Annotated in this window: 32 protein-coding genes; 9 read left to right on the plus strand and 23 right to left on the minus strand. The window is 47.5% G+C overall.

The window, feature by feature from the left end:
- Positions 1-8 precede the first annotated feature (8 nt).
- The 6 genes from MJO52_RS12125 to MJO52_RS12150 all read left to right on the plus strand — a co-directional run bounded on the left by MJO52_RS12125 (position 9) and on the right by MJO52_RS12150 (position 4,777).
- Positions 9-2,456: an endonuclease/exonuclease/phosphatase family protein gene (locus tag MJO52_RS12125; protein ID WP_252081921.1), complete on the plus strand. Its 2,448-nt coding sequence runs from the start codon at positions 9-11 to the stop codon at positions 2,454-2,456.
- A gap of 178 nt (positions 2,457-2,634) precedes the next feature.
- A complete protein-coding gene (locus MJO52_RS12130) occupies positions 2,635-3,318 on the plus strand; it encodes a Bax inhibitor-1/YccA family protein (protein WP_152453311.1) in 684 nt (227 codons plus the stop codon).
- A gap of 65 nt (positions 3,319-3,383) precedes the next feature.
- A complete protein-coding gene (gene tusD, locus MJO52_RS12135) occupies positions 3,384-3,776 on the plus strand; it encodes a sulfurtransferase complex subunit TusD (protein ID WP_252081922.1) in 393 nt (130 codons plus the stop codon).
- 2 nt (positions 3,777-3,778) lie between these two features.
- Complete coding sequence (tusC, locus tag MJO52_RS12140; RefSeq protein ID WP_252081923.1) at positions 3,779-4,141, plus strand: sulfurtransferase complex subunit TusC; 363 nt, start codon at positions 3,779-3,781, stop codon at positions 4,139-4,141.
- A 1-nt stretch (position 4,142) separates the two neighbouring features.
- Complete coding sequence (gene tusB, locus MJO52_RS12145) at positions 4,143-4,433, plus strand: sulfurtransferase complex subunit TusB (RefSeq protein WP_252081924.1); 291 nt, start codon at positions 4,143-4,145, stop codon at positions 4,431-4,433.
- A gap of 8 nt (positions 4,434-4,441) precedes the next feature.
- On the plus strand, positions 4,442-4,777 hold the full coding sequence (locus MJO52_RS12150) for a TusE/DsrC/DsvC family sulfur relay protein (RefSeq protein ID WP_252081925.1): 336 nt from the start codon (positions 4,442-4,444) through the stop codon (positions 4,775-4,777).
- A gap of 8 nt (positions 4,778-4,785) precedes the next feature.
- On the opposite strand, the gene MJO52_RS12155 is transcribed toward MJO52_RS12150, so the two are convergent.
- Positions 4,786-5,190, minus strand: coding sequence for a secondary thiamine-phosphate synthase enzyme YjbQ (locus tag MJO52_RS12155; protein WP_252081926.1), 405 nt, complete (start codon positions 5,188-5,190; stop codon positions 4,786-4,788).
- Positions 5,191-5,245: 55 nt separating this feature from the next.
- On the opposite strand from MJO52_RS12155, the gene trmA reads away from it, so the two are divergent.
- On the plus strand, positions 5,246-6,334 hold the full coding sequence (gene trmA / locus MJO52_RS12160) for a tRNA (uridine(54)-C5)-methyltransferase TrmA (RefSeq protein ID WP_252081927.1): 1,089 nt from the start codon (positions 5,246-5,248) through the stop codon (positions 6,332-6,334).
- A gap of 333 nt (positions 6,335-6,667) precedes the next feature.
- Here the strand turns inward: trmA and MJO52_RS12165 are convergent, their stop codons facing one another.
- The 12 genes from MJO52_RS12165 to MJO52_RS12215 all read right to left on the minus strand — a co-directional run bounded on the left by MJO52_RS12165 (position 6,668) and on the right by MJO52_RS12215 (position 14,372).
- A complete protein-coding gene (locus MJO52_RS12165; RefSeq protein ID WP_252081928.1) occupies positions 6,668-6,988 on the minus strand; it encodes a hypothetical protein in 321 nt (106 codons plus the stop codon).
- Positions 6,989-7,022: 34 nt separating this feature from the next.
- Complete coding sequence (locus tag MJO52_RS21460) at positions 7,023-7,349, minus strand: helix-turn-helix transcriptional regulator (protein WP_353505430.1); 327 nt, start codon at positions 7,347-7,349, stop codon at positions 7,023-7,025.
- Positions 7,350-7,472: 123 nt separating this feature from the next.
- Complete coding sequence (locus MJO52_RS12170; protein WP_252081929.1) at positions 7,473-7,739, minus strand: helix-turn-helix transcriptional regulator; 267 nt, start codon at positions 7,737-7,739, stop codon at positions 7,473-7,475.
- 203 nt (positions 7,740-7,942) lie between these two features.
- The gene (locus MJO52_RS12175) at positions 7,943-9,442 is read right to left on the minus strand and encodes a vanadium-dependent haloperoxidase (RefSeq protein ID WP_252081930.1); all 1,500 of its coding nucleotides are present in this window, start codon (positions 9,440-9,442) and stop codon (positions 7,943-7,945) included.
- Positions 9,443-10,159: 717 nt separating this feature from the next.
- Positions 10,160-10,777 carry a LysE family translocator gene (locus tag MJO52_RS12180; RefSeq protein ID WP_252081931.1) on the minus strand — a complete coding sequence of 206 codons (618 nt, stop codon included), beginning with the start codon at positions 10,775-10,777 and terminating at the stop codon, positions 10,160-10,162.
- Between the two features lie 79 nt (positions 10,778-10,856).
- Positions 10,857-11,156, minus strand: coding sequence for a hypothetical protein (locus tag MJO52_RS12185; protein WP_252081932.1), 300 nt, complete (start codon positions 11,154-11,156; stop codon positions 10,857-10,859).
- A 99-nt stretch (positions 11,157-11,255) separates the two neighbouring features.
- Complete coding sequence (locus MJO52_RS12190; RefSeq protein WP_252081933.1) at positions 11,256-11,642, minus strand: hypothetical protein; 387 nt, start codon at positions 11,640-11,642, stop codon at positions 11,256-11,258.
- Between the two features lie 149 nt (positions 11,643-11,791).
- Positions 11,792-12,175 carry a hypothetical protein gene (locus MJO52_RS12195; protein ID WP_252081934.1) on the minus strand — a complete coding sequence of 128 codons (384 nt, stop codon included), beginning with the start codon at positions 12,173-12,175 and terminating at the stop codon, positions 11,792-11,794.
- A gap of 14 nt (positions 12,176-12,189) precedes the next feature.
- The gene (locus MJO52_RS12200) at positions 12,190-12,786 is read right to left on the minus strand and encodes a hypothetical protein (RefSeq protein ID WP_252081935.1); all 597 of its coding nucleotides are present in this window, start codon (positions 12,784-12,786) and stop codon (positions 12,190-12,192) included.
- Positions 12,786-13,046, minus strand: a complete 261-nt coding sequence (locus tag MJO52_RS12205; RefSeq protein ID WP_252081936.1) for a hypothetical protein — start codon at positions 13,044-13,046, stop codon at positions 12,786-12,788. The genes MJO52_RS12200 and MJO52_RS12205 overlap by 1 nt, the downstream gene beginning before the upstream one ends.
- A gap of 461 nt (positions 13,047-13,507) precedes the next feature.
- Entirely contained in the window at positions 13,508-13,963 is a 456-nt protein-coding gene (locus MJO52_RS12210; RefSeq protein ID WP_252081937.1) for a hypothetical protein, read from the minus strand.
- A 79-nt stretch (positions 13,964-14,042) separates the two neighbouring features.
- A complete protein-coding gene (locus tag MJO52_RS12215; protein WP_252081938.1) occupies positions 14,043-14,372 on the minus strand; it encodes a hypothetical protein in 330 nt (109 codons plus the stop codon).
- 202 nt (positions 14,373-14,574) lie between these two features.
- Here MJO52_RS12215 and MJO52_RS12220 point away from each other — a divergent pair, with 202 nt between their 5' ends.
- Positions 14,575-14,760: a hypothetical protein gene (locus tag MJO52_RS12220; protein ID WP_252081939.1), complete on the plus strand. Its 186-nt coding sequence runs from the start codon at positions 14,575-14,577 to the stop codon at positions 14,758-14,760.
- A gap of 96 nt (positions 14,761-14,856) precedes the next feature.
- Here the strand turns inward: MJO52_RS12220 and MJO52_RS12225 are convergent, their stop codons facing one another.
- From MJO52_RS12225 to MJO52_RS12245, 5 genes are all read right to left on the minus strand, one after another.
- Entirely contained in the window at positions 14,857-15,207 is a 351-nt protein-coding gene (locus tag MJO52_RS12225; RefSeq protein ID WP_252081940.1) for a hypothetical protein, read from the minus strand.
- A gap of 453 nt (positions 15,208-15,660) precedes the next feature.
- Positions 15,661-16,086, minus strand: coding sequence for a hypothetical protein (locus MJO52_RS12230; RefSeq protein WP_252081941.1), 426 nt, complete (start codon positions 16,084-16,086; stop codon positions 15,661-15,663).
- Positions 16,087-16,157: 71 nt separating this feature from the next.
- A complete protein-coding gene (locus MJO52_RS12235; RefSeq protein WP_252081942.1) occupies positions 16,158-16,517 on the minus strand; it encodes a hypothetical protein in 360 nt (119 codons plus the stop codon).
- 247 nt (positions 16,518-16,764) lie between these two features.
- Complete coding sequence (locus tag MJO52_RS12240) at positions 16,765-17,064, minus strand: hypothetical protein (protein ID WP_252081943.1); 300 nt, start codon at positions 17,062-17,064, stop codon at positions 16,765-16,767.
- Between the two features lie 73 nt (positions 17,065-17,137).
- Entirely contained in the window at positions 17,138-17,473 is a 336-nt protein-coding gene (locus MJO52_RS12245; RefSeq protein WP_252081944.1) for a hypothetical protein, read from the minus strand.
- A 1,103-nt stretch (positions 17,474-18,576) separates the two neighbouring features.
- On the opposite strand from MJO52_RS12245, the gene MJO52_RS12250 reads away from it, so the two are divergent.
- Positions 18,577-19,557 carry an integron integrase gene (locus tag MJO52_RS12250; protein ID WP_252081945.1) on the plus strand — a complete coding sequence of 327 codons (981 nt, stop codon included), beginning with the start codon at positions 18,577-18,579 and terminating at the stop codon, positions 19,555-19,557.
- A gap of 80 nt (positions 19,558-19,637) precedes the next feature.
- Here MJO52_RS12250 and MJO52_RS12255 read toward each other — a convergent pair whose 3' ends face one another.
- The 5 genes from MJO52_RS12255 to MJO52_RS12275 all read right to left on the minus strand — a co-directional run bounded on the left by MJO52_RS12255 (position 19,638) and on the right by MJO52_RS12275 (position 23,461).
- Complete coding sequence (locus MJO52_RS12255) at positions 19,638-20,045, minus strand: GNAT family N-acetyltransferase (RefSeq protein ID WP_252081946.1); 408 nt, start codon at positions 20,043-20,045, stop codon at positions 19,638-19,640.
- A 120-nt stretch (positions 20,046-20,165) separates the two neighbouring features.
- Entirely contained in the window at positions 20,166-20,630 is a 465-nt protein-coding gene (locus MJO52_RS12260) for a thioesterase family protein (protein ID WP_252081947.1), read from the minus strand.
- Positions 20,627-22,024 (minus strand): Si-specific NAD(P)(+) transhydrogenase, encoded by a 1,398-nt coding sequence (gene sthA, locus MJO52_RS12265; RefSeq protein ID WP_252081948.1) that lies wholly within the window; start codon positions 22,022-22,024, stop codon positions 20,627-20,629. Before sthA ends, MJO52_RS12260 begins: the two co-directional genes overlap by 4 nt.
- A gap of 136 nt (positions 22,025-22,160) precedes the next feature.
- On the minus strand, positions 22,161-22,403 hold the full coding sequence (gene nqrM / locus MJO52_RS12270) for a (Na+)-NQR maturation NqrM (protein WP_252081949.1): 243 nt from the start codon (positions 22,401-22,403) through the stop codon (positions 22,161-22,163).
- A complete protein-coding gene (locus MJO52_RS12275) occupies positions 22,403-23,461 on the minus strand; it encodes an FAD:protein FMN transferase (protein WP_252081950.1) in 1,059 nt (352 codons plus the stop codon). The genes nqrM and MJO52_RS12275 overlap by 1 nt, the downstream gene beginning before the upstream one ends.
- Between the last annotated feature and the right edge of the window lie 4 nt (positions 23,462-23,465).

Below are 23,465 nucleotides of genomic sequence, written 5' to 3' on the forward strand. Positions count from 1 at the left end.
CGCCCATTATGTTAAGCAGAGTCGGACTTTCCATTAGGCGCTGGCGCCGCCGCTTCAGCCGCAGCGAGTGGATCGCCAAACTGTTAGGACTCTCCACCAGCGGCCGTCAACCCCACGCACCGGGTTTGATCCTGATCCAGATTGATGGTTTGGCACATCCGGAACTCTTAAAGGCCCTTTCCGGGGGCCGGATGCCTTTCTTAAAGGGCCTGATCCGCAAAGAACACTACCGCCTGGAACACATGTTTTCCGGGATTCCCTCCACCACCCCCGCCGTACAGGCAGAGCTGTTCTACGGTGTGCGCCAGGCAGTACCGGCCTTTGGCTTTCTTATTCATGAAACCCAAAAACTCGGCCGTATGTACGACCCGGAGGTGGCCGCGCTGGTGGAAAGCAGGGATATGTTCAAACATCGTGACCCCCTTCTGCGCGATGGCAGTTGCTACCTGAGCCTGTTTCGCGCCGGTACCAAGACCGGCGAGGCACACTTTTGCCCAGCCGATCAGGGCTGGGGGCCAGCCCTGCGCAGTGCCAGCCCCTGGACCATTGCCGTTCTAATCCTAACCAACTTATGGAGTCTGATACGCACAGCTGCACTGATTGTGGTGGAGTTGCTGCTATCCCTTGTAGACTGCATACGCGGCGTGATGCAGGGGCAAAACTTGCTCAAGGAATTGATGTTTGTCCCCACCCGGGTCGGTATCACCATTCTCTCAAGAGAATTTTGCACCATGGGGGTCAAGGTGGACATCAGCCGCGGCCTACCCATTATTTATGTCAATTTGCTCGGTTATGATGAGCAGTCCCACCGACGCGGCCCGCGCTCAGCGTTCGCCCACTGGGTATTGAAGGGTATCGACGATGCCATAGCCCGCATTTGGCGTGCCGCCCATGCCTCCGATCGGCGCCACTACGATGTGTGGATTTTTTCCGATCACGGCCAGGAACAAACCAAGCCCTACGAAGAGGTCTTTGGCCGCAGCCTTGGCGATGCCCTGTCAGAAACATTGTCCGATCTCGCAAAACCGCCAGAAATTGAGCCAGGCCAAAGCAGGCACGGCGTGCAGCTGGAGCGGGCGCGCTTGTTTGGCAGCGAATGGATGGATAAAAAAGACATAGAAAAACAGGAGGAGTCTGTTGATTACAGCACCAGTAAAACCCCTCTGGCACTCACCGCCCTTGGCCCTCTGGCCATGCTCTACAACCTGGAATTGGGTAATATCAGCCGCGAACAGGTCGCTCGCAAAATAGTTGAACAGGCCCATGTGCCTCTGGTGCTCTATCGGGTGGACCCCACTTCGGCAAAGTCTCCGGTACACGGATGGTGGAAACACGGCCCGGTGAGGCTACCCGAAGACGGCCGCAAGTTGATGGGGGACGAGCACCCCTACCCCGAGCAATCCATTGCCGACATGATCAGCTTGTGCAGTCACCCCGACTCCGGCGACTTTATGATGTACGGCTGGTGCTCCAGCGAGGAACAGCCTCTGACTTTCGCCATGGAAAACGGCAGCCACGGTGCCGCCGGTCCCAGGGAAACCCACGCCTTTGCCTTAATGCCTAAAGATATACAGCCGCCAGATCCGCGGCTGGGCTACTGGCGCCCCCAGGATCTACGCACTGCTGCGAGGGCCTACCTGCGCGGCGCCCACCCGATGAAATTGGATGAGCACCAGCTGCCACAAAAAACTCTGCGAGTCATGACTTACAATGTGCATAGCTGTAAAGGAACCGATGGTACTCTGTCACCGCAGCGTATTGCCAGGGTAATCGCCCGCTACCGCCCCGATATTGTCGCCTTGCAGGAACTGGATGTGAAACGCAAACGCACCGGGGGACTTGATCAGGCTGAGCGGCTGGCACGGTTACTCTCAATGGATGTGCATTTTCAGCCAGCCATTAACCTCAATGAGGAGCGCTACGGCGACGCCATTCTCACTCACCTACCGGCAAAGCTGATCAAAAAAGGAATTTTACCGGGGCCACCCAAGGGTAAGGGGCGCTTGTTCAATCCCGCTGCAGATGAACCTCGCGGCGCCATTTGGGTAGAGGTTGAGCATAATGGCAGCAAAATTCAGGTGATCAATACGCATCTCGGACTCTCGCGCGCAGAGCGGTTACTGCAGGTGGATGCCCTGCTGGGACCAGAATGGCTGAGCAACCCTCGCTGTAAAGGGGAGCGGATTTTACTCGGTGACTTCAATGCACTGCCCACTTCCGCCGAGTGTAAACGCCTCTGCGGCTACCTGCGCGATGCCCAGGAGCAAGCACCCAGGCATAGCCCTAAAGGCACTTTTCTCAAGGTGCGAATCGATCATATTTTCTTGAGCGCCGGCATTGTGATAAAAAAAGTGCGAGTGCCACGTACCGTGCTGACCCGACAAGCTTCAGATCACCTGCCTTTGATTGTCGATATCGAGGTGCCTTTTAGGCCCGAAGCAAGCAAAATCCCTTGAAAAATCTCCAGCGGCCCCTATTAATAGCAGGAGAAGATTCGACTAAAACCCTGAAAAAACTGCGGTTTTTCGAATTCAACTCAATTTATAGCCAGCGCCTAAAAGGGATTTCCCGACTTGATGGTCCCCACCGCGAGCTATATGATTCCGGTATCGATTAAATAGCAGGAGTCGCTAAATGCAACCGCAAGCTTATACAAATACCCGTGCACTGGACCGCTCGGAATCGGCGAAGGTGTTGCGCAATACCTATGCCCTCTTGGCCATGACTGTACTTTTTAGTGCTGTCACAGCCGGTATCTCTATGGCCGTCGGCATGGGCCGCGGCATGAGCCTGATCTGCTCTCTGGGAGCCCTGGCCCTGATTTGGTTCGTTCTGCCACGCACTGCCAATTCCAGCGCCGGCGTAGGTGTTGTTTTCGCATTCACCGGCCTATTGGGCGCATCTATCGGCCCATTGCTTAACCATTACCTGGGCCTCGCTGGCGGCGGCCAGATCGTAATGCAAGCTTTAGGTACCACAGCCCTGATTTTCTTTGCCCTGTCTGCTTACGTACTGACTACCCGCAAAGACTTCAGCTTTATGGGTGGTTTCCTGGCTGTTGGCCTGATCGCTGTACTGGTCTGCTTCCTGGCAGTCATCATCGCAGGCTTCTTCGGCATTCACATGCCTCTGGTCAGCGTTGCCCTGAGTGGTGTTGTTGCCCTGCTGATGTCAGGTTTCATCCTGTATGACACCAGCCGTATCATCAACGGCGGTGAGACCAACTACCTGATGGCAACGGCTTCCCTGTACCTGAATATCTTTAACCTGTTCACCAGCCTGCTGCACATTCTTGGGTTCGCTTCCTCTGACGACTAAGCATAAGTGCTGCTGAGCTAGACCCAATGCCCCGCTCTGCGGGGCATTTTACTATTTGGCCCCCTATGAAGTTTTCCCTGGTAATTTACTCCGCTCCACACGCCTCGCAATCGGCAGCCAGCGCATTGCGCTTTGCCAAAGCACTACTGGCCGAGGGTCATGAAATCTACCGGATTTTTTTCTACTGTGATGGCATACAAAACGGCAACAATATTGCCGCGCCCCCCCAGGACGAAGCCGACCTGATCAATGAGTGGCAATCACTGCAACAGAAACACAACCTGGATTTAGTCGTCTGTATCGCCGCAGCGCAGAGACGCGGTGTCTTAAGCCAGCGGGAAGCAAACCGCCTGGAAAAGCCCGCAGCCAATCTTGCAGAAGGCTTCGAACTGGCCGGCCTCGGCCAGCTCACCGATGCCGTTACCAACTCTGAGCGCCTAATCACTTTTGGAGGTTAACAATGGGTAACCAGACCCTGGCCCTATGCAGGGCTGCACCCTATGGTAGCGCCCTGGCCAGAGAGGGGATTGAAGCTGTACTGGCCTCAGCGGCTATGGAACAGGAAGTTGATTTGTTATTCCTTGGCGATGGCGTATTCCAACTACTGGACAGCCAAGCTCCAGAGGCCATAGAACAAAAAAACCTGTACCGGAACCTTATGGCACTCCCCATATTTGGTGTCGAACAGCTCTATGTGTGCCAGCACAGCCTGGAGCAAAGAGGTATTCACCCTGACCAAATACAGATTCCCGGAGCGGAAATCTCCCTGGTTGCTAAGCCAGGGAAGCTAATCGCTGCTTACCAGTGCGTGTTGAGTTTTTGAAATGACCTTACATATTGTCAGTAAATCGCCTTTTAGCAGCCAGGCCCTATACGATTGCCTGCAGAGTCTAACCGAAGGCGATGTTCTACTCTTACTTGAAGACGGGGTCTACGCCCTGAAGCACCAAGCCTTGCACGACCTACAAGAAACAAAGGTCTACTGCCTGATAGCCGATAGCGAAGCCCGCGGCATACAGGCCAGCTCGACACTCGCCTCCGTAGAGATGATCAACGATGCTCGCTGGGTGCAATTATGTACCGAGCATAACCCCATCGTCAGTTGGTTCCGGTGATCAATACAATGAGCAACCTAACTGTAAATGGCCGGGAAATCCCTCTGGATAAAGAGGGTTACCTGCAAGACCTCGATGATTGGAGCCGCGATGTGGCCGAAGAACTAGCTCACGCCGAGAAAATCGAGCTGACCAACGCCCATTGGGAGGTCATTGAGCTGCTGCAGGAATTTTATCGCCAATTTGAACTGTCTCCCGCTATGCGCCCGTTAGTAAAGTTTATCGGCCAGCGCCTGGGCTTGGAAAAGGGTCGCAGTATCTATCTCATGCAGCTATTTCCACCCAGCCCAGCCAAGGTTGCCAGCAAAATTGCCGGGTTGCCCAAACCCACCAACTGCCTCTAACCAGGCGCTTAAATATGTAAAATGACTTTGCGCTCACCATGGTGGTGGCGATGCTCCCATAAATAGATGCCCTGCCAAGTGCCCAACATTAGCCGTCCATTCTGAACAGGGATGGAAAGACTGGTGGCGGTTAGGGCCACTTTGATATGAGCCGGCATATCGTCCGGCCCCTCAAGTGTGTGGGTGTATAGGCGATCATCCTCTGGCACCAACCGATTGAACCATTGCTCCAGATCCCTGCGCGCACTGGGATCAGCATTCTCCTGAATCAGCAGGCTCGCCGAAGTATGTTGTATAAATAGCGTACAGAGCCCCTCCCCCACATTGAGCCTCGACACCCAATCGGCCACTTGGCTGGTAAACTCCTGAAGCCCCTGCCCAGACACTCTTATTGCAATCTCACCTATTGCCATACGGATTCCTATATAATTCGCGCCCGCTCTACCATTGAGACTACCGTATTTTAATATGGCACTGCACCGCGTTAACACCGACGACTATCAAGACCAGCTCCATGCAAAGGCCAAGCGCCTGGCCGAGGCCTATCGTGAATTTACCGATCTGGAGCCTGAGCTATTTCCATCTCCGCCCATTCATTACCGGCTTCGCGCCGAGTTCAAGGTTTGGCATGAAGGTGGCGTAGCTCATTACGCCATGTATCGCCAGGGCGAGTATAAAAAGCCTTTTATCATCGATACATTTACCGTGGGCTCGGAGCTGATGAATCAGCTAATGCCCAAGGTCTTGGAGGCCGTTAACAGCAGCGAGGTACTGCGCAAGCGCCTGTTCTCCGCCGAATTCCTTACCACCTTGAGTGGTGATGCGCTCATCACGCTCATCTATCACAAAAAGCTGGATGAGAGCTGGGAGCGGGAAGCAAGGGCCTTACAAGAAAAACTGGGCTTCCCGATCCTTGGGCGCTCGCGCAAGCAGAAAATGGTGTTAGAGCGAGATTTCGTCACCGAAAAACTGGATATCGATGGCAAGAGCTATCAGTACAAACAAGTAGAAGGCAGCTTTACCCAACCCAATGGGCACATTTGCCGTTCCATGATCCAGTGGGCCAAGAATGCCTGCGGCCAAAACTCCAACGACCTGCTTGAGCTCTATTGCGGTAATGGCAATTTTACCATTCCACTCAGTGAAAATTTTGAGAAAGTACTGGCCACTGAAATCTCCAAGGTTTCAGTCAACTCTGCCCAGGAGAATATTCAGGTAAACGGCATCAATAATCTGGATATCGTGCGCTTATCCAGCGAGGAGTTTACCCAGGCTATCGACAAGGTTCGCCCATTTCGTCGCCTCGCTCATATAGACCTGGATAGTTACAGTTTTGACACTGTGCTGGTAGATCCCCCCCGCGCCGGCCTGGATGAAGATACCTGTGCAATGGTTGCGCGCTTCCCTCGCATTCTGTATATCTCCTGTAATCCGGAGACCCAGCTGGAAAACCTCAAATTCTTGAGCAGGACCCACCGCATCGAGCGCTTTGCCTTATTTGATCAATTCCCCTACACAGACCACACCGAAACCGGCTTGTTACTGGTGCGCAAATAACGACCAATGAAGGTATTACTCGGGGGCAACTTCTTACTGCCCCCGAAACAGCCTTACATCGCTCTAATCACCACTGTAAATCAATTGAAGACCTGACAGTCCCAAATCAAGAGGAAACCTTGAAAGGGAACTTTTGAGGGGAGGGGCATTACTTCCCTACTAGTTATTGCAGCAAAGCGAAACCAACACCCAAAGGAACAATTGTAGTACTTACATTTGAACAAAATGAGCACTTCTCGAAGACATCCTCTCAGTTCGGATCAAAACTATTATAAATAAGGAGCAGCACAAAGTGATACTCCTTATTACTTTCGTTCTGTGCCTAGCTATCCATCAAGCAATTTTCGACCAAAATGTCATATCAACAGATTCCGAGTCAAGGAGCTGCAAATACATTCTTGTAACTTCATTATCCAGCCACAACTGACATATCTGTTCAGCCCTTTCCTGGGTTAGGGCTAAAGAGACATCAGCGTAGATACCATTTTTACCTCGCAGAAGGAAATGAGATAACAAACCTTCTTGCTTGGATAAAAACGCATCATCAACCTCTTTCGAGAGTACTATCAAGTCTTTCTCCGAAACACCTTCCCGGAGACGAAATGTAGCAAATTCAAAACCTATAAAATCAGCCGTTCGATTGTGATATAACATGATTCACTCCTTCTGTGGAGGTCACACTATCGAGTTAGACTCCTGACAGCATTGTGTCAGTAGTGTTTTGCAAAGATGAGCTTTTCTGCACCTCAATATAATCTGACAAGCTTACATTAGTGGGAAGTTCACGCTGGGACACTTCCAGGTCAAGGCTTTCAATACGATCAATTCTAAAGTCACGATAATCTTGCTTTAAACCACACCATCCACCAAGGGTCCACTTGCCACCCCAATAGAAGAGACCCAAGGGATAAACAATTCTCTTTGACCTACTGCCTACCAGAGAAGTATATGAAAGATAAATCCACTGCTTTGAACTAATCGCTTTATGAAGCTGGTCCCACAAAATGAAGTCCACTGATCTTAAATGCTTACCTGGTACCCTAACTATTTTATGGAGGTCATACTTCCCAAGATCAGGTAAACCAGCTTCAATTTTACTTAACAGTGAAAGTGAAGATTGCTTTAACTCAGCCCCAGTCTATGAAGACAGTAAATTTAAACCAATAATAAGCGCTTCAAATTCTTCTTGTGTTAATTGCAATGGGGGAAGCTCAAACCCATTTGAAAGGCGATACCCTACACCTGCTTCACCATAAACAGGAATCCCCGATACAGAGAGATCATCCATATACCTATATATTGTCCGTTCAGAAACAGATAATTTTTCGGCAAGTTCTTTTGCAGTTATAGGCTGGTGAGCTCTTAAAATGTTCGCAAGCTGAAAAAGCCTATCTGATTTCCTCATTTTGGTTACTTCTCTCTATCCATAACTAAGGAAAAATTAATCAACATAACAAACACTTTAACAGCTCAGAAAAATCTAGTCACCTCACCCAAGTTCCGCTACGCCCTATGACAAAGCGGAAAGATTGCGCATAAGGAGCAAGACGCAGAGTGTAATCATACCATTGAATCAGCAAATACACTCTCCGCCACGATAAATCCTTATTATTCGCCTGCTACTTTTGAAAGATAAAATTGATAGGCACGGTTCGCAATTTCACGGCCTATCTTTTGGCCCGCTGGTACTGAAGGTTCAAAATGCACACCAGCCCAAACACGGCTGTTTCCGCAGTCTTCCTCAAACGATGTCCAAGTCGGGAAATGCAAATACATATCAGCTTGCGGTGTTATGCCAGGTTCGATCTGTGAGCTTCCCGCAGGAGCAGGTACGCTATACCCTAACGTATCTCCTTGAGGTAATAATAGGCGGCTTGTTTCTGCGTGAGCTGCACAAAAACTGGCAGATGCAGAGGGATATTCCGGATGATCTGCTACAGGTAAATAGCTTGTCCATTGGCTAGCTGGCAAGTCGTTCACTGTTCCTTTGCCTACGCCACCCCAAGCAGTAACTAGCTCGTCCTTATAAATATAACGAACGGCAGAAAAAGGCCGTACTGAATTATGGCGACGCTTTTCTTTCCAAATTGCAATAGCGGTATCAAAAGCGGCCATATTGGTGAGGAAGTCATAATGAATGAAGTCCATCAACGAAAGACCTTGAGATTCAGATGCAAATACAGCAGCAAAGCCCAAGCTGAATATCTTCATATCAAACAGCTCGGCTTTCATCTTCTGCTCATCTGTCAAGCTCGCTGACGTATTCAGTACATCATTAACTTGCGCAACATAACTTGGATAGTTCCAGATTTTTGACTTCAGAGGTATTGGAGAGGTGAATTCATCCGGAGACTCATAGCTATAGGGTGTTGTCAGTGCAATTTGAGGGGTTACGAATTGCTGAACCCGGAATACGCCAGGGCGTTCCATTAAAACGGCTGGTTGCCACTTCGAAGGGAAGCGTAATTTGTATGCCGTATTAGCTGGCTTGAAGTCGGTATAATCGGCATAGGGTAAACGATGGTATATCTGATCTCCCTCATTACCCAACTGGTTCATACCATCATTAGCGCGCCCTTCCAATACCTTCCGGCCGGCATAGTTACCAATACCAATCGGCGTAGTAGTATCTTCAGAAAGGTTGTAGGGATCCAAACCTAATTCAACCAGCATGTTATCCCATTCCGGTACCAAATGTGGAAACAACCCACTTAGCACTTTATGAGATGCGTAAGAAAGTGCAATATTTAATTCACTGTTATCCGATGGCTGAGGCATCCTTGCAATGTCAGAATAAACACCTTTTGCAGTAGGGTGATAAGGTGCTGTTGCATCAAACCAGGAGTTGGTTATTAATGTCGTAAAACGTAGCACTAAAGTTGCATCATTAGCAGCGGGCGAAACCTCAAAAATTGCGCAGGCCGCAGCAGGAATTATATTCTGTACTGCAGCATTGCAACTCTCTAAGTCTACAGAGCTACACTTTGGTGGCAATGTAACATCGGCCAATTGTGGGCAAGTGAAGGCTTGAGCCTGCCAGCTAGCTGAAACAACTAGAAAACCCAAAACTCCTTTTAGAGCCTGCTTATAAAATTTATTTTTTTGCATAAAATTTCCCTTTTCATTTGATTAACATTAATAACAGAACTTTCGTCCCATAAGACATTTCCGCCGTCAGCAAAAGCCACGTAGACTATTTCAAAACTTTGACACTACTACCCCCCATTACCTTTAATAGTGATCATAACGCCCGCATTACTGCAATATTGTTACTCAACGCAAGCATTCTAAATATGTAGTGTCAAGCCAAGAAGAGACTAATCACCATTAGAGTTCTTCTCTTATTAAGTACTTAGAAGGTGCTGACCGTTAAGCAAACGATACATATAAAGTTCTTATTAGATCGCACCTACTATTTACCAAGCAGCCTAACCGATGGAAGGGACACAGCCAAATACCCCAGAATACAAGAACTTACACCCCAGAAAAACACAAGAACGGAGTAAGGAAAGTGTTCCAAACAGCGAATTTAAAGCCTACCCTAGCGATATCTACATATAAATAAATAACTCGAAGGAAAGCATATTCTTCAACTTAACTTTGTTGTTTTAGTCGACATGAATTTCAATTAAAGATGAGACGATCAGATTGCCTAGCGTGTCAGAATAAAACCTAGGGAGGTGATAGAAAAACATAGATAAATTTTGAGAATTTCACCACAAGCAAGGATGCGACATCGATTAATTAGCGCCTTCAGGCACTTAGAGTGAAAAACTACTACCCACTTAACTGGAGGAGGTTTCAGGCGCGAAGTTAATTCGCTTGTTATACCCGCTCACTAAACGCCAGCCTGATGCCGAGTGCTGCAAAGCTAGTTGCAAAGAGCTTCTGAATTGCAATGCTTGCTTTCTCTGATTTAATAATGAATGCGCTAAAACTACCTGATAGAAAACCATACACAATAAAAACGCCAAACGTCATTATCATGAACACAACGCCAAGTGTAAGCATGCTATCCAATGCACCTTCTGTTGTAGCTGGAATAAACTGAGGAAGAAACGCTAGAAAGAAAATAGATAATTTTGGGTTTAGTATATTTAGCAAAAAGCCTTTTACTATGATGCCTGAGTATTTGCTGTCTGACTGCTGGTTAGAAACTGATAAAGGAGATGAGGAACGCCACATTTGATATGCCAAATAAAGCAAGTAGACAGCTCCAATGTATTTAACGATTTGAAACGCTATTACACTAGTGTGAAAAATTGCAGCCAAACCAAAAGCGCTTGCTAAGAGTGCTGGAATGATGCCTAAAGTGCATCCTAGGGCAGCAAATAAACTTGCTTTTCTACCAATAAACAATCCGGCAGCCACAGTATACAACACTCCGGTCCCCGGAATTAAAACTACAACTAACGAAGTAAGTAAAAACTCTAAAGATATCATCCGGTGTATCCTTCTCCTGCAAGGGTATAACGTCCAGCTCGCATATTTTGTGGGCAATCGTGCTGCTTTTTGTTATGCATTAGCCTCTCCGCCAGTCTTTAATAGTTTCAATAAGTAGGGCTATGGAAATTACTAGGAGGAAAAAGGCAATACCATAGCCCACGGCACCATCTACTTTTGCTCCTTTGGCCTCCCAATGCCCATAGGTTATAAGCTGGTATAGCATTGCAAAAGATATGAAGCCACTAGTAAATAGTGCTAGTAACATATGCCGCAAATTGAAAAGCTTTTTCCCAAAAGCAAGCTCCCCCCAAGAAGGAGTCTCGATTTTTCTATCGAGGCCTTTTCGACGCCATCGGCGGTCTTTGAGATTAGACATAGTTTTTATGCATAACGCCCTGGGTATGCGGCGGGCCGCGCAAAGCGTGGACCGTCCAGTGGAAGCCACGCAGTGGCTGGAACGAACATCACCCACTTGTTACATGCTGAGTAGCACACAGGATATTTCCTTTAGCTCCACAAACTTAGTGGGAATGCTGTAAAGGCTACCCATGTTTAATAACTTTGTTTTAAGTTCGTCACTCATAGCTTTAGACGGCGCACGCACTCGCTTATATGGCCCACCGGGCAGATCCCAATCGTAGACATATAGCCCCAATACAGCATAATCTGACCAAACTTCAGAACTCCCCCAATTGGGCGATTCGAGTTGTTCTGAAATATTATCATGCTCAGAGTAAGCCTCCATTACTGGGCCTGGAATCTTTCCTTCGCCAGCGGTAGAGAATAAGCCGATATTTCCTTCACTATCTATAGCGAACCAGTCGAACTCTCTGCCTTCTAATTCTTCTTCGTAGATACTCATGATTTAGGGCATGTAACGCCGCCAGCAGGGGCAGATTACCTTGTGCGCGTTTTGCGCGAAAATGGGAGCGAAGCGACCTGCGCAAAACGTGCACAAGGTAAGCTGTCCCGCGGAGGGCCGAAGGCCCGGAGCTTCACTGCCTGGCCTTGTTAACACTTTAGCCCCTCGGCACTTTCGACTGTAACATTGGCAATACGGCCGCCCCGCCACCAAGTGCCTTTTGTGCCAATTTTTATACGTTCTGCATGATATGGACGTCGCGCTTCATCAACGACCCACATATTTGCTTTGCCCCGCTTGGCAATGTTGCCAGGTGTTGTATCTATGACAACCTCGCCATTTTCATCAAGTAATTCTGGCCAAATCATATGTACTCCTTCTACTTGTGGATCATCTCCGTCGTAGAGGAAATCCACTCGCATTCCTTGCCCCGGTTTAGCCTCTTTCAATTCCTCACACAGATCTATCTCATACTCCACAATGAAATCCGGAATTCTATTTAATCTTTCTTGGTACGGAGTATGATCGTTCATAGAGTGTTAACGCCTCAAGCAGCGGCGCGCGTTAGCGCGTCCAGCCCCGCAGGGGCGATGCTGCCTTGACTTGTTAAGGGCTGCTCTACCATTTGTTCAGTTAATTCATAAGCAATTGGGCAGAGTGAAACCGTAATTATTATGGCAATCAAAATGGACTGTTCTTTATCAGCGCCAAGCTGCCAGTATAAAGCTAAAAATGAATATGCTAGCAGTAACCCTGATATTGCCATAGCTAGTGGCAGAATAGACAGCTGCTGGAAAAACAAAATAAACAGAACCGAGAGCGATTTACAGACGAGCGTTGCTATTAATGGTGCTATAGCCACTAGAAGAAAATTACGCAATTTGGGATAAATGCAAGATACGAAGCACAAGGATATAGAACCGAATATATAGAGCAGCCAGTAGAGTTCTGTGAATCCCGCGATCCAATTGCCAACGAGCAAATACGCACTGATATTTTGCGTGAAATACATAGCAAGAAAGCAGATGGCAACAAGTACCGAGATGGATAGACGTAACTTCATGTGACCCTTAACGTCCGGCGCACAGGCGAAGTACGCAGTACTGAGTCCAGGCCGATTGTGCCGCCGCTGGTTATATTTCATTACGCGATTGGCTCCAAATCAGAGGGAAAAGAACGAAACTCCTCCCATTGAGATTCACTCATTTCACCTTTGAAATCCCGGGAATTCCACGCTCGATTTAAGTGTGCATATATATGGGCTATATCTATAGAATAGCCCTCGATATCGACGCTCCCCTTAGATCCCATTTCTTTAATGAGAACACCTAGATGCTCATGTGCATCTTCTAGATCACTCATTAATTGGCTCCATTCAACTGGATTTTCCTTGCTATCTATCATGATTTCTCTGAAATATAACGTTGCCAGCAAGGGCAGCCGAAGCGAAGCGTAGGCTGTCCAGCCCAGTCCCCGGCTGGGCGATCTTGCCTGGCCTGGTTATAGCTGGCGCGTACTTAACGACCTACTTGCTCTTTGCCAGCCACCTGTGGCTGGCCACTGCCCGATAAATTTACTGGGAAAAGTACCATACTTTCCCCACCAATTAACTATCTGACTGGCACTCTACAATGCGGCAGCTAACTTGCAGAATTTGTTGGCTTAAAACGAAGGCACTTGAACGAAACTGAGGTACCAGTTTGCAGGAGAACTCTTTGGTGAAGTTTGTTCAGGTAGAGATTGTTACTTACAGCAACTACAAACTATCTAAAAATTGACCGCCACAATAACGCTTGCCGCACAGGCGAGCAACTTGTTGCGAGTCCAGCGCACTACGTGCGCGCTTGTGCCGGCGCTTGTTAGAGTTACTCCCCATCTTTTGTACCTATTTCCTTGGATAGTACAGGCTCTGCTACTCGAAAATACCAAAACGCAATTGAAGTAAACAATAAGATTACAGTTTGACCTTCAGAGGACCTAGAAGAAACACTATCCAGGCCGAACACTAACTCAATAAATAGTATTGGCGGAAGAAGTATAAACAAAGCAACTGCCATACTATGAGGCATCAATGCCGGCGACAGAAATGCTGGCTTTCGATAATTGGCACGGTGGCGATGTGCATGCCTGTGAAGCTCATAACTTAAACTCCAACTTTTAAAGATTAGTGTAATTAAATATGGTGTTACACAAAGCAACACAATAACCGATAATCTCAGTGATAAGGGACCACCTACAATTCGAAGTAGAATTTGGAACAGCAGCAATAGGGAGAACAATAACTCCCAGAAATTTTTACCCTTTATCAATGAAATAATCATCGTTAAACTCTAACGCTTGCAGCAAAGGCCGACCGTCACGGAGGCCCAGCCCGCTTGCCGGCGATTTTGCCTGCACTGGTTATGTGTTTGCATTACCTGCCCATGACTGAGGGTCTACTAATTTGACCTCTACACTAATCTCTTCAAACTCTGGAGAATAGTCTTCAATGTGGATAAAGTGAGTAGAAATTTTATTACCTGACTCATCTTGAAGGGTTAACTCTAAATCATCTCTTTTCTGATAATATTCATCATATTGCTCATTGGCGAACAGTTTAAAAACATTTTTTACTTTTTGATAATCAGGTTCTTGCGTAAAGATTCCATGAACCATGCCCATGCTTAAATCAGCATGTTCCAGTCTCGATCGACCTAAGCATAGGTCTTTTGAAAGTATGTAGTAATTCATGTATTCACATAACGTTGCCAACAGGGGCAGCCGGAGCGTTTGCGTGCGAAGCGCGCCGCGTATGCTGTCCAGCCTAGCCCCACAGGGGCTGGGCGAGCCTGCTTGGCCTAGTTATGGGGCCCCATTGTATAATAAGTAACCCTGAATTATCCCATAAAATAACACGCCCACCACAACACTACTTGGGACATAGTAACGAGCGTTGTTTACCGGTAAAGCCGCCGTCAATAATGCTGAACAAACTGCTGAAACCATAGCAACACCAAACCAGTTTCCCTTTAACCCTGGTGAAACTGCCCAAAGTACATATGCCATGGGAATCAAGCTTGAAGCAAAAAGACAAACCATGAATTTCCAAAGATATATACTTAATTTTTGGTCTTTGTGAATTTGGCTCAATTTCTAGCCCTATAACGCCTCAATAACCCGCAGCGAAGCGGAGTGTAAGCTGTCGGACGCCGAAGGCGCGAAGTTCATTGATTTGTTATGTTTCTTGCTTAGTTGCTGTATCATAAGCGCGATTTATTGCCCAGCCAACCAAATGATCAATGCCAGGTGTTTGACTGATATATTTCCCAACCATTTCGATGAACTCATTTTCAGGCCACTTATGTTTTTCTAAACGTTCGACTTGGATTTTTGCCACAACCCGATGCTGAATTTCATTTAACCATTTCATGTCAGCTACTTGGTCTTCAAGGCTTAACTTCTCATCTGACCAAACTATGCGAACCGATACTGTAAGCGCATGAGCTAAGCACTCATAAAATGTTATCTTCGCAGATTTGTCTAGCTCACCGATTAGTTTTGCGTACTCACTGGCTTTAATACTCACCTCCCCTACAAAACATAACGTTGCCAGCAAGGGCAGCCGAAGCGAAGCGTAGGCTGTCCAGCCCAGTCCCCGGCTGGGCGATCTTGCCTGGCCTGGTTATAGCTGGCGCGTACTTAACGACCTACTTGCTCTTTGCCAGCCACCTGTGGCTGGCCACTGCCCGATAAATTTACTGGGAAAAGTACCATACTTTCCCCACCAATTAACTATCTGACTGGCACTCTACAATGCGGCAGCTAACTTGCAGAATTTGTTGGCTTAAAACGAAGGCACTTGAACGAAACTGAGGTACCAGTTTGCAGGAGAACTCTTTGGTGAAGTTTGTTCAGGTAGAGATTGTTACTTACAGCAACTACAAACTATCTAAAAATTGACCGCCACAATATGTGCACAGCGTTGGGCGTCCCGCGGAGGCCCGTAGGGCCGGAGCTTCACTGCCTGCGATTGTTATATTTACCCCACTCCGATGCTTGAAAGCACTGCGCTAATTAGTAGGATTGCGAGCAGTACCATTACCGCCATTGCAATAAATTGAAATGCTATGGCACTTACACCAAGGATTGCAGCTCCTCCGGCAACTCGAGTTGGCTCCTTTTGTGTAAATGAAACTACTCCTAGAATTAGCGCTATACCTCCCAGAATAGCTGTCACTATATTAATAATGGAATCAGCATCGATTTTCTTTCTATAAGTGGTTTCTACTACTTTCTTTCCGCTAAGTGCATCAATGGCCGCTTGCCTCAGTGAAGCCGCTTTCTCTGCTACTACTGTTTCCATTGTTGGTTGTGGTGAAAATGGGCCACCCCAAAAATGTACGAGAGCAAGCATGAGAGCCAAGCCACCGAAGACTACCCCCAAATTTCCAAATTTAATATTCATGGCTTGGTCCTTGCGAAATATAACGCCGGCCACAGCGGCCGCAGAGCCTGGCACGTAATTGCGAATGCAATTTAAGTGACAGGTTTTGCGGTCCGTTGCTGGCCCTTGTTCAATTCTTTATCTCGTAACTGTTCCAGAATTAGTTTTCCTTTATCTGTCCAGTCATAAATCATTTGGCTACCTCCACACCTGGAGATAAGCCTATGTTCTCTGATGTAAAAAATATACTTTGCTCCAGTTCTTACTCCTAGAGCACAGTTATGAAGACCTTCATATACATGGCCAGTTTCAGAATCGTCACCTTTGAACTGCTCAATAACTTGATACTTGATCCTAACCCGTTCTTTATCCCTTTCAGGGTCGTTTTCCAAAGAGGTTCCGACAATCTTCACATGAGCCACTTCTATAGAATCAGAGTACCACTTATCCATACCTCCTGGAACGCACTTACAAGCGAACGAGTAACTAGATACGAATAGCAGAAATATTGATATCAAATACTTCACGATCTTCCTTATAGAATTGAACGCCGCCAGCAGGGGCAGCTTACCTTGTGCGCCATTTGCGCAAAAATGGGAGCGCAGCGACCTGTGCAAAAGGTGCACAAGATAAGCTGTCCCGCGGAGGGCCACAGGCCCGGAGCTTCATTGCCTGGCATTGTTATGAATTTCCGCGATTTCAGTGGGCACCGTATTCTCCCAAGCCTGGAAAAGCCATCGTGATTACAAGGAGAGCAAACATTACTAAGGACTTTATTAAAAGCTCGACTCTTGATCTACGCCAAACTTCGGGTGAACCCTCCATGTTGCTCCACTCTCCCGGCATATCATCATCTAATGTAACCAAGTGACCGATCACAGCCCACACCGAAAGACCGCAAAGTGTATAGATGTATGCAACACCGGCGAAAATTGACAGCCCAATTACAACGACGAGAATAAATAAGCTTGATAGAAATATATTGAATTTCTCATTCACAATGAAACCTATTCATTCGGACTCATAACGCCCAAAGCAGCGAGCGGCGCAGCCGTCCGACTGCCTTTGCTTGTTAAGTTTTTGTGGCTTCATGTTTAATGTCAATTAAAGGCCTTATGTTTATATTGATAGCCTGATTAGGATTTATATCTATACGCAAGCTATCTTTATGCACTTTTATATCCTGGACGTCCATCGCAGAATATTCGTAAACTTCTCTGTCGCCTAGCCATAGTATTATGCGAACATCTTTATGATACGGATGAATAGCAACCGTTAGTTTCAGATTTTCTTGAGTTGCGGTATAAACTGAATCATCAAACAACCATAAGTCATCTAGCCCCTGCCTTTCAGGCTCCCGCTCAAAGAGACCTAGCAGTTCGTACTCTTCTGCACTTATTTCTTTCATGGTGAATACTTAACGAAAATAGATATGCGGAACCGTTAAGGAAGTTGGCGGTACCTTTGCGCAAGCAAAGGGAATGACAACTTTTAGGTTTCCGCATCATCGGGTTGTTATTTGTTGCTCGTGGCATTGTGTACAAATCCACTACAAATATCTTTCTTGCTACTGTCTACCACGATTCGGAGAGAGAAATTAGCAGCTCTAGGTTCGCGGCCTTGCTTCGAAGCGGCTGCGCCGTCCGCATCAACTTCGTTATGCGAGCGTCGCTGAAGCTTCGAAGCTTACACGAAGGTCGAACCGTTGACTATGGGCTCCCCCGCCAATACTGTTTTTTTATACAGCACCCCAATAATCATCTGCTATTCTTAACGGAACCCTCACAAAACTGGAGCGAGCGACCAATAACGAAAATAGATATGCGGAACCGTTAAGGAAGTTGGCGGTACCTTTGCGTAAGCAAAGGGAATGACAACTTTTAGGTTTCCGCATCATCGGGTTGTTATTTGTTGCTCGTGGCATTGTGTACAAATCCACTACAAATATCTTTCTTGCTACTGTCTACCAAGATTCGGAGAGAGAAATTAGCAGCTCTAGGTTCGCGGCCTTGCTTCGAAGCGGCTGCGCCGTCCGCATCAACTTCGTTATGCGAGCGTCGCTGAAGCTTCGAAGCTTACACGAAGGTCGAACCGTTGACTATGGGCTCCCCCGCCAATACTGTTTTTTTATACAGCACCTCAATAATCATCTGCTATTCTTAACGGAACCCTCACAAAACTGGAGCGAGCGACCAATAAATTTATATAGTGATCATCATGACCACTATTATCCTGATTACTATTTCAGAAGCAATCCCACGACAGCCCCCTTTGAATCACTTTAAAATCATATAGTTATACAAAAATGATACGAAGGTGCAATATGGAAAAATGGTCACTACGACCACTATTCTTAAATATACCACTTTACGTAACTCATTGTATTTAATGATTTTTTGAGCATATTTGCTAAACCTATCAAAATAACGGTCACGATGACCGAAATTTCAGCTCGCATCTGGTCATATTTTTTGCAAGACTGTATATATAACCAGAGTTGGGTGTGTTTAAATGGATGACATTCCTATACCGATCCCCAAAAGCTCCTCTCGATTTATGGATCGATTGCGAACTTTCATGCGATCAAAGTATTTGGCATACAAAACCGAGCAAACCTATTGCTATTGGATTAAAGACTTTATTCGCTTTAATCAGATGCGCCACCCAGAAGTGTTAAGCAAGGCTGAAGTGAATAACTGGCTCAGTCATTTGGCAACGAACCGATCCGTATCAATCAATACCCAGAAAACAGCTTTGAATGCAGTCGTATTTTTATACAAGCAGTTTATGGGCCTTGAACTAGGTGAGCTTAAATTTCACAGCAGCCACCGCCCCAGGCGGCTGCCGGTGGTTTTCAGCCATGTGGAGGCGACAGATATTTTGGGGCAGCTTACTGGCCCGGCAAAGCTTGCTGCATCTTTGATGTACGGTTCCGGTCTTAGGGTCATGGAAGCGGTGCGGCTTCGGGTGAAAGACATTGATTTTACAGAGCAGTGCTTATTCGTACGTGAAGCCAAAGGTGAAAGGTGGAGAAGGACCTTACTACCTAAATCTCTTATTGAACCTTTAAGGGCCCAAATTCGCTATGCCCTCTCGCTCCACCAGCAGGATCTCGTTGAAGGATATGGCGAGGTCTATCTCCCATTTGCGCTAGCCAGAAAGTTCCCAAAGGCTGCCACCAACCCCGTTTGGCAATATATATTTCCTGCTAGAGAGCGCTCTCTCGATCCTCGTAGCGATCTCATACGAAGGCATCATATTGGAGAACAACAGATAAGGCGTGCAGTTGCCAGGGCTATTTCAACCTTGGGTATACGAAAAAAAGCAAGCTGTCACACCTTCAGGCATTCATTCGCTACCAACCTATTACGATCGGGTGCAGACATTCGCAATATTCAAGAGCTTCTTGGTCACAATGATATAAGTACTACGATGATCTACACACACGTGATTGGCGTACATGAACGTGGGATTAGCAGTCCATTAGATTAGATTGAGCCCCAGGCATGGCCTCTAAAAACGGCTGTGCTTTAAGTCCTTTTCTCACTCTTTGCTAAAAGACCCGTTGCTTTTTAACAGGGTACTCTGTAGTAAATATTTTCACAGTCCATCTCAAAACCTAAAGACTGATATAATTGACGTGCGCGATTGTTTCTTTTCTCTGTTTTAAGTTCAATACGAATGGCCTGAGTTTTCTTGGCAAAATCTATCGCAACCTGGATCAGCTTTTTAGAAACGCCCCTCCCCCTATAGCGGCTTGAAACCCCTAAGTCATTTAAAATCCACAGGCGTGTAAGAGCAAGGGAAGAAAAGCTGGGATAAAGATTCACAAAACCCATTACCTCAGAACACTCGGAATCTATCGCTATAAAAAGTGTGGAAGTCTGACTGTCGATCAAGTTGCCCAGAAAAGACTCAGCTCCAATTAAGTCCGATTTATAGCCACAAAATACCCTGTATTCATCAAATAATTGAGCCACCTCAGGTACATGATGCTTTCACATCGTAATATTTTCACAATGGCCCCTTGCAATTTACAAAAGCATTTCAGCTTACCACATTAACTGCAAGCCAGTTCTTGCAGCTAATCCAAGGGGGCATCAGTAGAGAAATGTCGCAGTCCCAGTAGCAATTAATTCTTCCCGGTCATTACTCAACTCCATACGCGCAACCACGAGTTTATTGCCCGTGCGTAAAATCGAGCCTTCACAGAGAAAGTGCTCCCCCCTTCCGGGCTTTAAATAATCCACGCGCATATCTACCGTACCCAGCTTAGAAAGGCGATCGGCTTTTTCTTTCCAGTGCAGATCCCCCATGCGCTGATATGCAGCAACCATTGCGGTAAGGCCACCGACGGTATCCAGAGCGGTGGCAATTACGCCGCCGTGCAAAATATTCGTCCAGACGTTACCTATCAACTCCGGACGTTGTTGAAAACCGGCGGAAAGAGTAAGGGCCTCTAGGTCTAGGGAGCGCATTTCAAGGCCAATCTGCTGATTAAAAGGGATCTTTTCAAAAAATCCCTTTACCAACTCCTGAAATTCATGGGGAGAGGGCTCTGTCATAATCTTGCAACCCGGTTGAGACCATCCAGTGCGGCACTACGGTAGGCCTCTGCCATGGTGGGGTAATTAAATGTGGTGTTAACGAAATAATCGATGGTGTTATTTGGCGAGGGCTGCTTCATGATAGCCTGACCAATATGCACAATCTCTGCCGCTTCGGCACCAAAACAGTGAATGCCGAGAATTTCACGGGTTTCAATATGGAACAGGATCTTGAGCATGCCCACGCGCTCACCAGAGATCTGTGCGCGTGCAGTGTGTTTAAAGAGCGCACGCCCCACCTCATAGGGTACTTTGGCGGCTGTCAGTTCGGATTCTGTTTTTCCTACTGAGGAAATTTCCGGCAGGGTATAAATACCAGTGGGCGCATCCTCGATGACACGGTGCCCGCGGCCGGCAATGGCTGCTGCTACCGCCCTACCCTGGTCATAGGAGGCACTGGCAAGGCTCGGCCAACCAATAACATCGCCCACCGCAAAGATATTATCCACTTCCGTGCAGTAATGATCATCTACGCTTAACTGGCCGCGGTGATTCGCTTCGAGGCCGACATTTTCCAGGCCCAGGGAGCTGGTATTACCTGTACGACCATTGCACCAGAGCAGCGCGTCTGCATGGATACGCTTACCTGATTGCATTTCCATAATCACGCCCTGATCATTGGGGAGCACACGCGCATACTCCTCCTGGTGGCGAACGGTAACGCCCATATCTCGCAAGTGGTAACTCAAGGCATCAGAGATCTCATCATCCAGAAATTCCAACAGGCTACTGCGGGTATTGATCAAATCTACCTTGATACCAAGACCAGCGAAAATAGAAGCGTATTCACAGCCAATCACGCCGGCGCCGTAGATCATGATGGAATGCGGCGTATGCTGCATATCCAGAATCATATCGCTGTCGTAGACACGCTCGTGATCAAAGTCCACATCTGCGGGGCGATATGGACGGGAACCCGTGGCAATAATAAATTTTTTCGCGGTGACAATTTCTGTGGCACCATCGGGCAGCTGTACTTCTACACTATTCGCATCGCGGAAATTTGCCGCCCCAACGATTAGCTCAACCCGATTACGCGCATAAAAAGAGGTGTGCATTTCCACTTGATAGGAAATCACTTTATTGACCGTTTGCATCACCTGAGGAAAGGTTAGGCGGCGCGGTTCACCCAAAGCACGAAAAACACTCTGAGTGTTATAACGCATTAATTGTTTGACAGAGTGGCGCAGAGCTTTGGAGGGAATGGTGCCCTTATGGGTACAGTTACCGCCCACTACTTGGCGTTTTTCAATCACTGCGACACGCATGCCTTTTTTCGCGGCGCTCATTGCGGCGGCCTCACCAGCGGGACCAGAACCAATTACAACCAAGTCAAACTTTTGCTCTGCCATCTATAGCTCTAATTCTATTTTTCCAAAACGGAGTATGAGATTTAAGAATGCCTCACACTCAATACTAAAATCAGCACAGAAGGTGCCAATGATATAAAACAACAAGCCCGTTAATTACGGGCTTGGGAGAGATTGCTTACTTGCGCTTAGTCGCGTCGTAAGCGAGGTCTTCAGCGGCAACCTTTTGCTGACGCTTACGCTCTTGCTCTTTTTCGCATTCGTCGTCGTTGCCACCACAAATGGTGCAGTCCTGCTTCATGCCGATATTATTCAGGCCGCCACAGGAGCCTTTTAGTGGCTTATTTTGCACCATGGCGCCGAGTGCCATTCCGGCAACTACTAACAGCATGGCAATAAAAGCAAAGATAAATATTGTCATTACTCAGACCTCTCTAAGTAGGGTGCAAAGGCGCGGCTATAGCGTTCCTCGAAACCCTTATCAGTTTTTACCAGCATGAAAACAGCCAGGTTTTCACGTTCGGCCAAAGCCAACCCTTCTTCAGCCCCAAGTACATTGAGAGCGGTAGCAAGGCCATCCGCTTCAGCACAGGTATCTGCCAGCACTGTTACCGAGGCCAGCTTGTGCTGTAACGGTCGACCAGTGCGGGGGTCGATACTGTGCGCATAGCGTACTCCGTCGCGTTCATAGTAATTCCGGTAATCACCACTGGTAGCCACCGCCTTACCACTAACACCAATGGGCTGTTGAACCATCTGGCCGAACGAGTCAGGCGCTTCAATACCAATTACCCAGGTCTTACCTTTTGGATTCACACCCTGGGTACGCAGTTCACCGCCGATTTCGACCAAGTAGTTGCGAATTCCCTGCTGCTCCAGCAACAGTGCAACCCGGTCGACGCCGTGCCCCTTGGCGATAGCCGAAAGGTCAATTTCTACCGGTCTCTGGCGAGTGATCGTATCCGGTTTACGGGTCACTTTAAGTGCATCGGAGCCGACTACCTTTTGCAGGCCGGCTATCTCCGCATCGGAAGGAATTTTCTCAGGCTCTGGTTGGGGACCAAATCCCCACAAGTTAACCAATGGGCCAACAGTAACCTCGAAGGCACCCTGACTGCGTCGATAAATATCCAGGGACAGCGCCACAATATCTACCAGCGGCTCACTGACCGGGATGGCCTCACCTACAGGACCGCGGTTGAAACGCATCAACTCCGAGTCCTCGATATAGGTGGACATCTCCTGGTTGACCTGCTGCAGCTCATCGTCAATTAACGCTTGCAGCTCGCTACGCTTTAGGCTTTGCGGTACATCGACAACAGTGATGTGATAAGTGGTCCCCATGGTGCGGCCACTAAGCTGCCAGTTTTCCGCTGCAGGAGTACAGGCAGTGAAAATTACAGTTGCCCAAAGCAAAAACAGGGCCGGAAGAACGGGCCCTGTTTTTGCTTTTATCGGGGCTTTGATTGCGTTTAGCAAACTA

This window comes from Microbulbifer variabilis, from assembly GCF_023716485.1.
Taxonomy (GTDB): domain Bacteria; phylum Pseudomonadota; class Gammaproteobacteria; order Pseudomonadales; family Cellvibrionaceae; genus Microbulbifer; species Microbulbifer variabilis_B.

Bases quoted from the DNA above. Each gene is read 5' to 3' on its own strand.
- MJO52_RS12235 (WP_252081942.1), bottom strand. From the start codon at position 16,517: ATGGATAAGTGGTACTCTGATTCTATAGAAGTGGCTCATGTGAAGATT.
- MJO52_RS12180 (WP_252081931.1), bottom strand. From the start codon at position 10,777: ATGATATCTTTAGAGTTTTTACTTACTTCGTTAGTTGTAGTTTTAATT.
- MJO52_RS12205 (WP_252081936.1), bottom strand. From the start codon at position 13,046: ATGATAGATAGCAAGGAAAATCCAGTTGAATGGAGCCAATTAATGAGT.
- MJO52_RS12130 (WP_152453311.1), top strand. From the start codon at position 2,635: ATGCAACCGCAAGCTTATACAAATACCCGTGCACTGGACCGCTCGGAA.
- tusB (WP_252081924.1), top strand. From the start codon at position 4,143: ATGACCTTACATATTGTCAGTAAATCGCCTTTTAGCAGCCAGGCCCTA.
- MJO52_RS12210 (WP_252081937.1), bottom strand. From the start codon at position 13,963: ATGATTATTTCATTGATAAAGGGTAAAAATTTCTGGGAGTTATTGTTC.
- MJO52_RS12170 (WP_252081929.1), bottom strand. From the start codon at position 7,739: ATGAGGAAATCAGATAGGCTTTTTCAGCTTGCGAACATTTTAAGAGCT.
- MJO52_RS12260 (WP_252081947.1), bottom strand. From the start codon at position 20,630: ATGACAGAGCCCTCTCCCCATGAATTTCAGGAGTTGGTAAAGGGATTT.
- MJO52_RS12190 (WP_252081933.1), bottom strand. From the start codon at position 11,642: ATGAGTATCTACGAAGAAGAATTAGAAGGCAGAGAGTTCGACTGGTTC.
- MJO52_RS12215 (WP_252081938.1), bottom strand. From the start codon at position 14,372: ATGAATTACTACATACTTTCAAAAGACCTATGCTTAGGTCGATCGAGA.
- MJO52_RS12165 (WP_252081928.1), bottom strand. From the start codon at position 6,988: ATGTTATATCACAATCGAACGGCTGATTTTATAGGTTTTGAATTTGCT.
- MJO52_RS12200 (WP_252081935.1), bottom strand. From the start codon at position 12,786: ATGAAATATAACCAGCGGCGGCACAATCGGCCTGGACTCAGTACTGCG.
- sthA (WP_252081948.1), bottom strand. From the start codon at position 22,024: ATGGCAGAGCAAAAGTTTGACTTGGTTGTAATTGGTTCTGGTCCCGCT.
- MJO52_RS12250 (WP_252081945.1), top strand. From the start codon at position 18,577: ATGGATGACATTCCTATACCGATCCCCAAAAGCTCCTCTCGATTTATG.
- MJO52_RS12230 (WP_252081941.1), bottom strand. From the start codon at position 16,086: ATGAATATTAAATTTGGAAATTTGGGGGTAGTCTTCGGTGGCTTGGCT.
- tusD (WP_252081922.1), top strand. From the start codon at position 3,384: ATGAAGTTTTCCCTGGTAATTTACTCCGCTCCACACGCCTCGCAATCG.
- nqrM (WP_252081949.1), bottom strand. From the start codon at position 22,403: ATGACAATATTTATCTTTGCTTTTATTGCCATGCTGTTAGTAGTTGCC.
- MJO52_RS12175 (WP_252081930.1), bottom strand. From the start codon at position 9,442: ATGCAAAAAAATAAATTTTATAAGCAGGCTCTAAAAGGAGTTTTGGGT.
- trmA (WP_252081927.1), top strand. From the start codon at position 5,246: ATGGCACTGCACCGCGTTAACACCGACGACTATCAAGACCAGCTCCAT.
- MJO52_RS12245 (WP_252081944.1), bottom strand. From the start codon at position 17,473: ATGAAAGAAATAAGTGCAGAAGAGTACGAACTGCTAGGTCTCTTTGAG.
- MJO52_RS12185 (WP_252081932.1), bottom strand. From the start codon at position 11,156: ATGTCTAATCTCAAAGACCGCCGATGGCGTCGAAAAGGCCTCGATAGA.
- MJO52_RS12125 (WP_252081921.1), top strand. From the start codon at position 9: ATGTTAAGCAGAGTCGGACTTTCCATTAGGCGCTGGCGCCGCCGCTTC.
- MJO52_RS12195 (WP_252081934.1), bottom strand. From the start codon at position 12,175: ATGAACGATCATACTCCGTACCAAGAAAGATTAAATAGAATTCCGGAT.
- tusC (WP_252081923.1), top strand. From the start codon at position 3,779: ATGGGTAACCAGACCCTGGCCCTATGCAGGGCTGCACCCTATGGTAGC.
- MJO52_RS12150 (WP_252081925.1), top strand. From the start codon at position 4,442: ATGAGCAACCTAACTGTAAATGGCCGGGAAATCCCTCTGGATAAAGAG.
- MJO52_RS12155 (WP_252081926.1), bottom strand. From the start codon at position 5,190: ATGGCAATAGGTGAGATTGCAATAAGAGTGTCTGGGCAGGGGCTTCAG.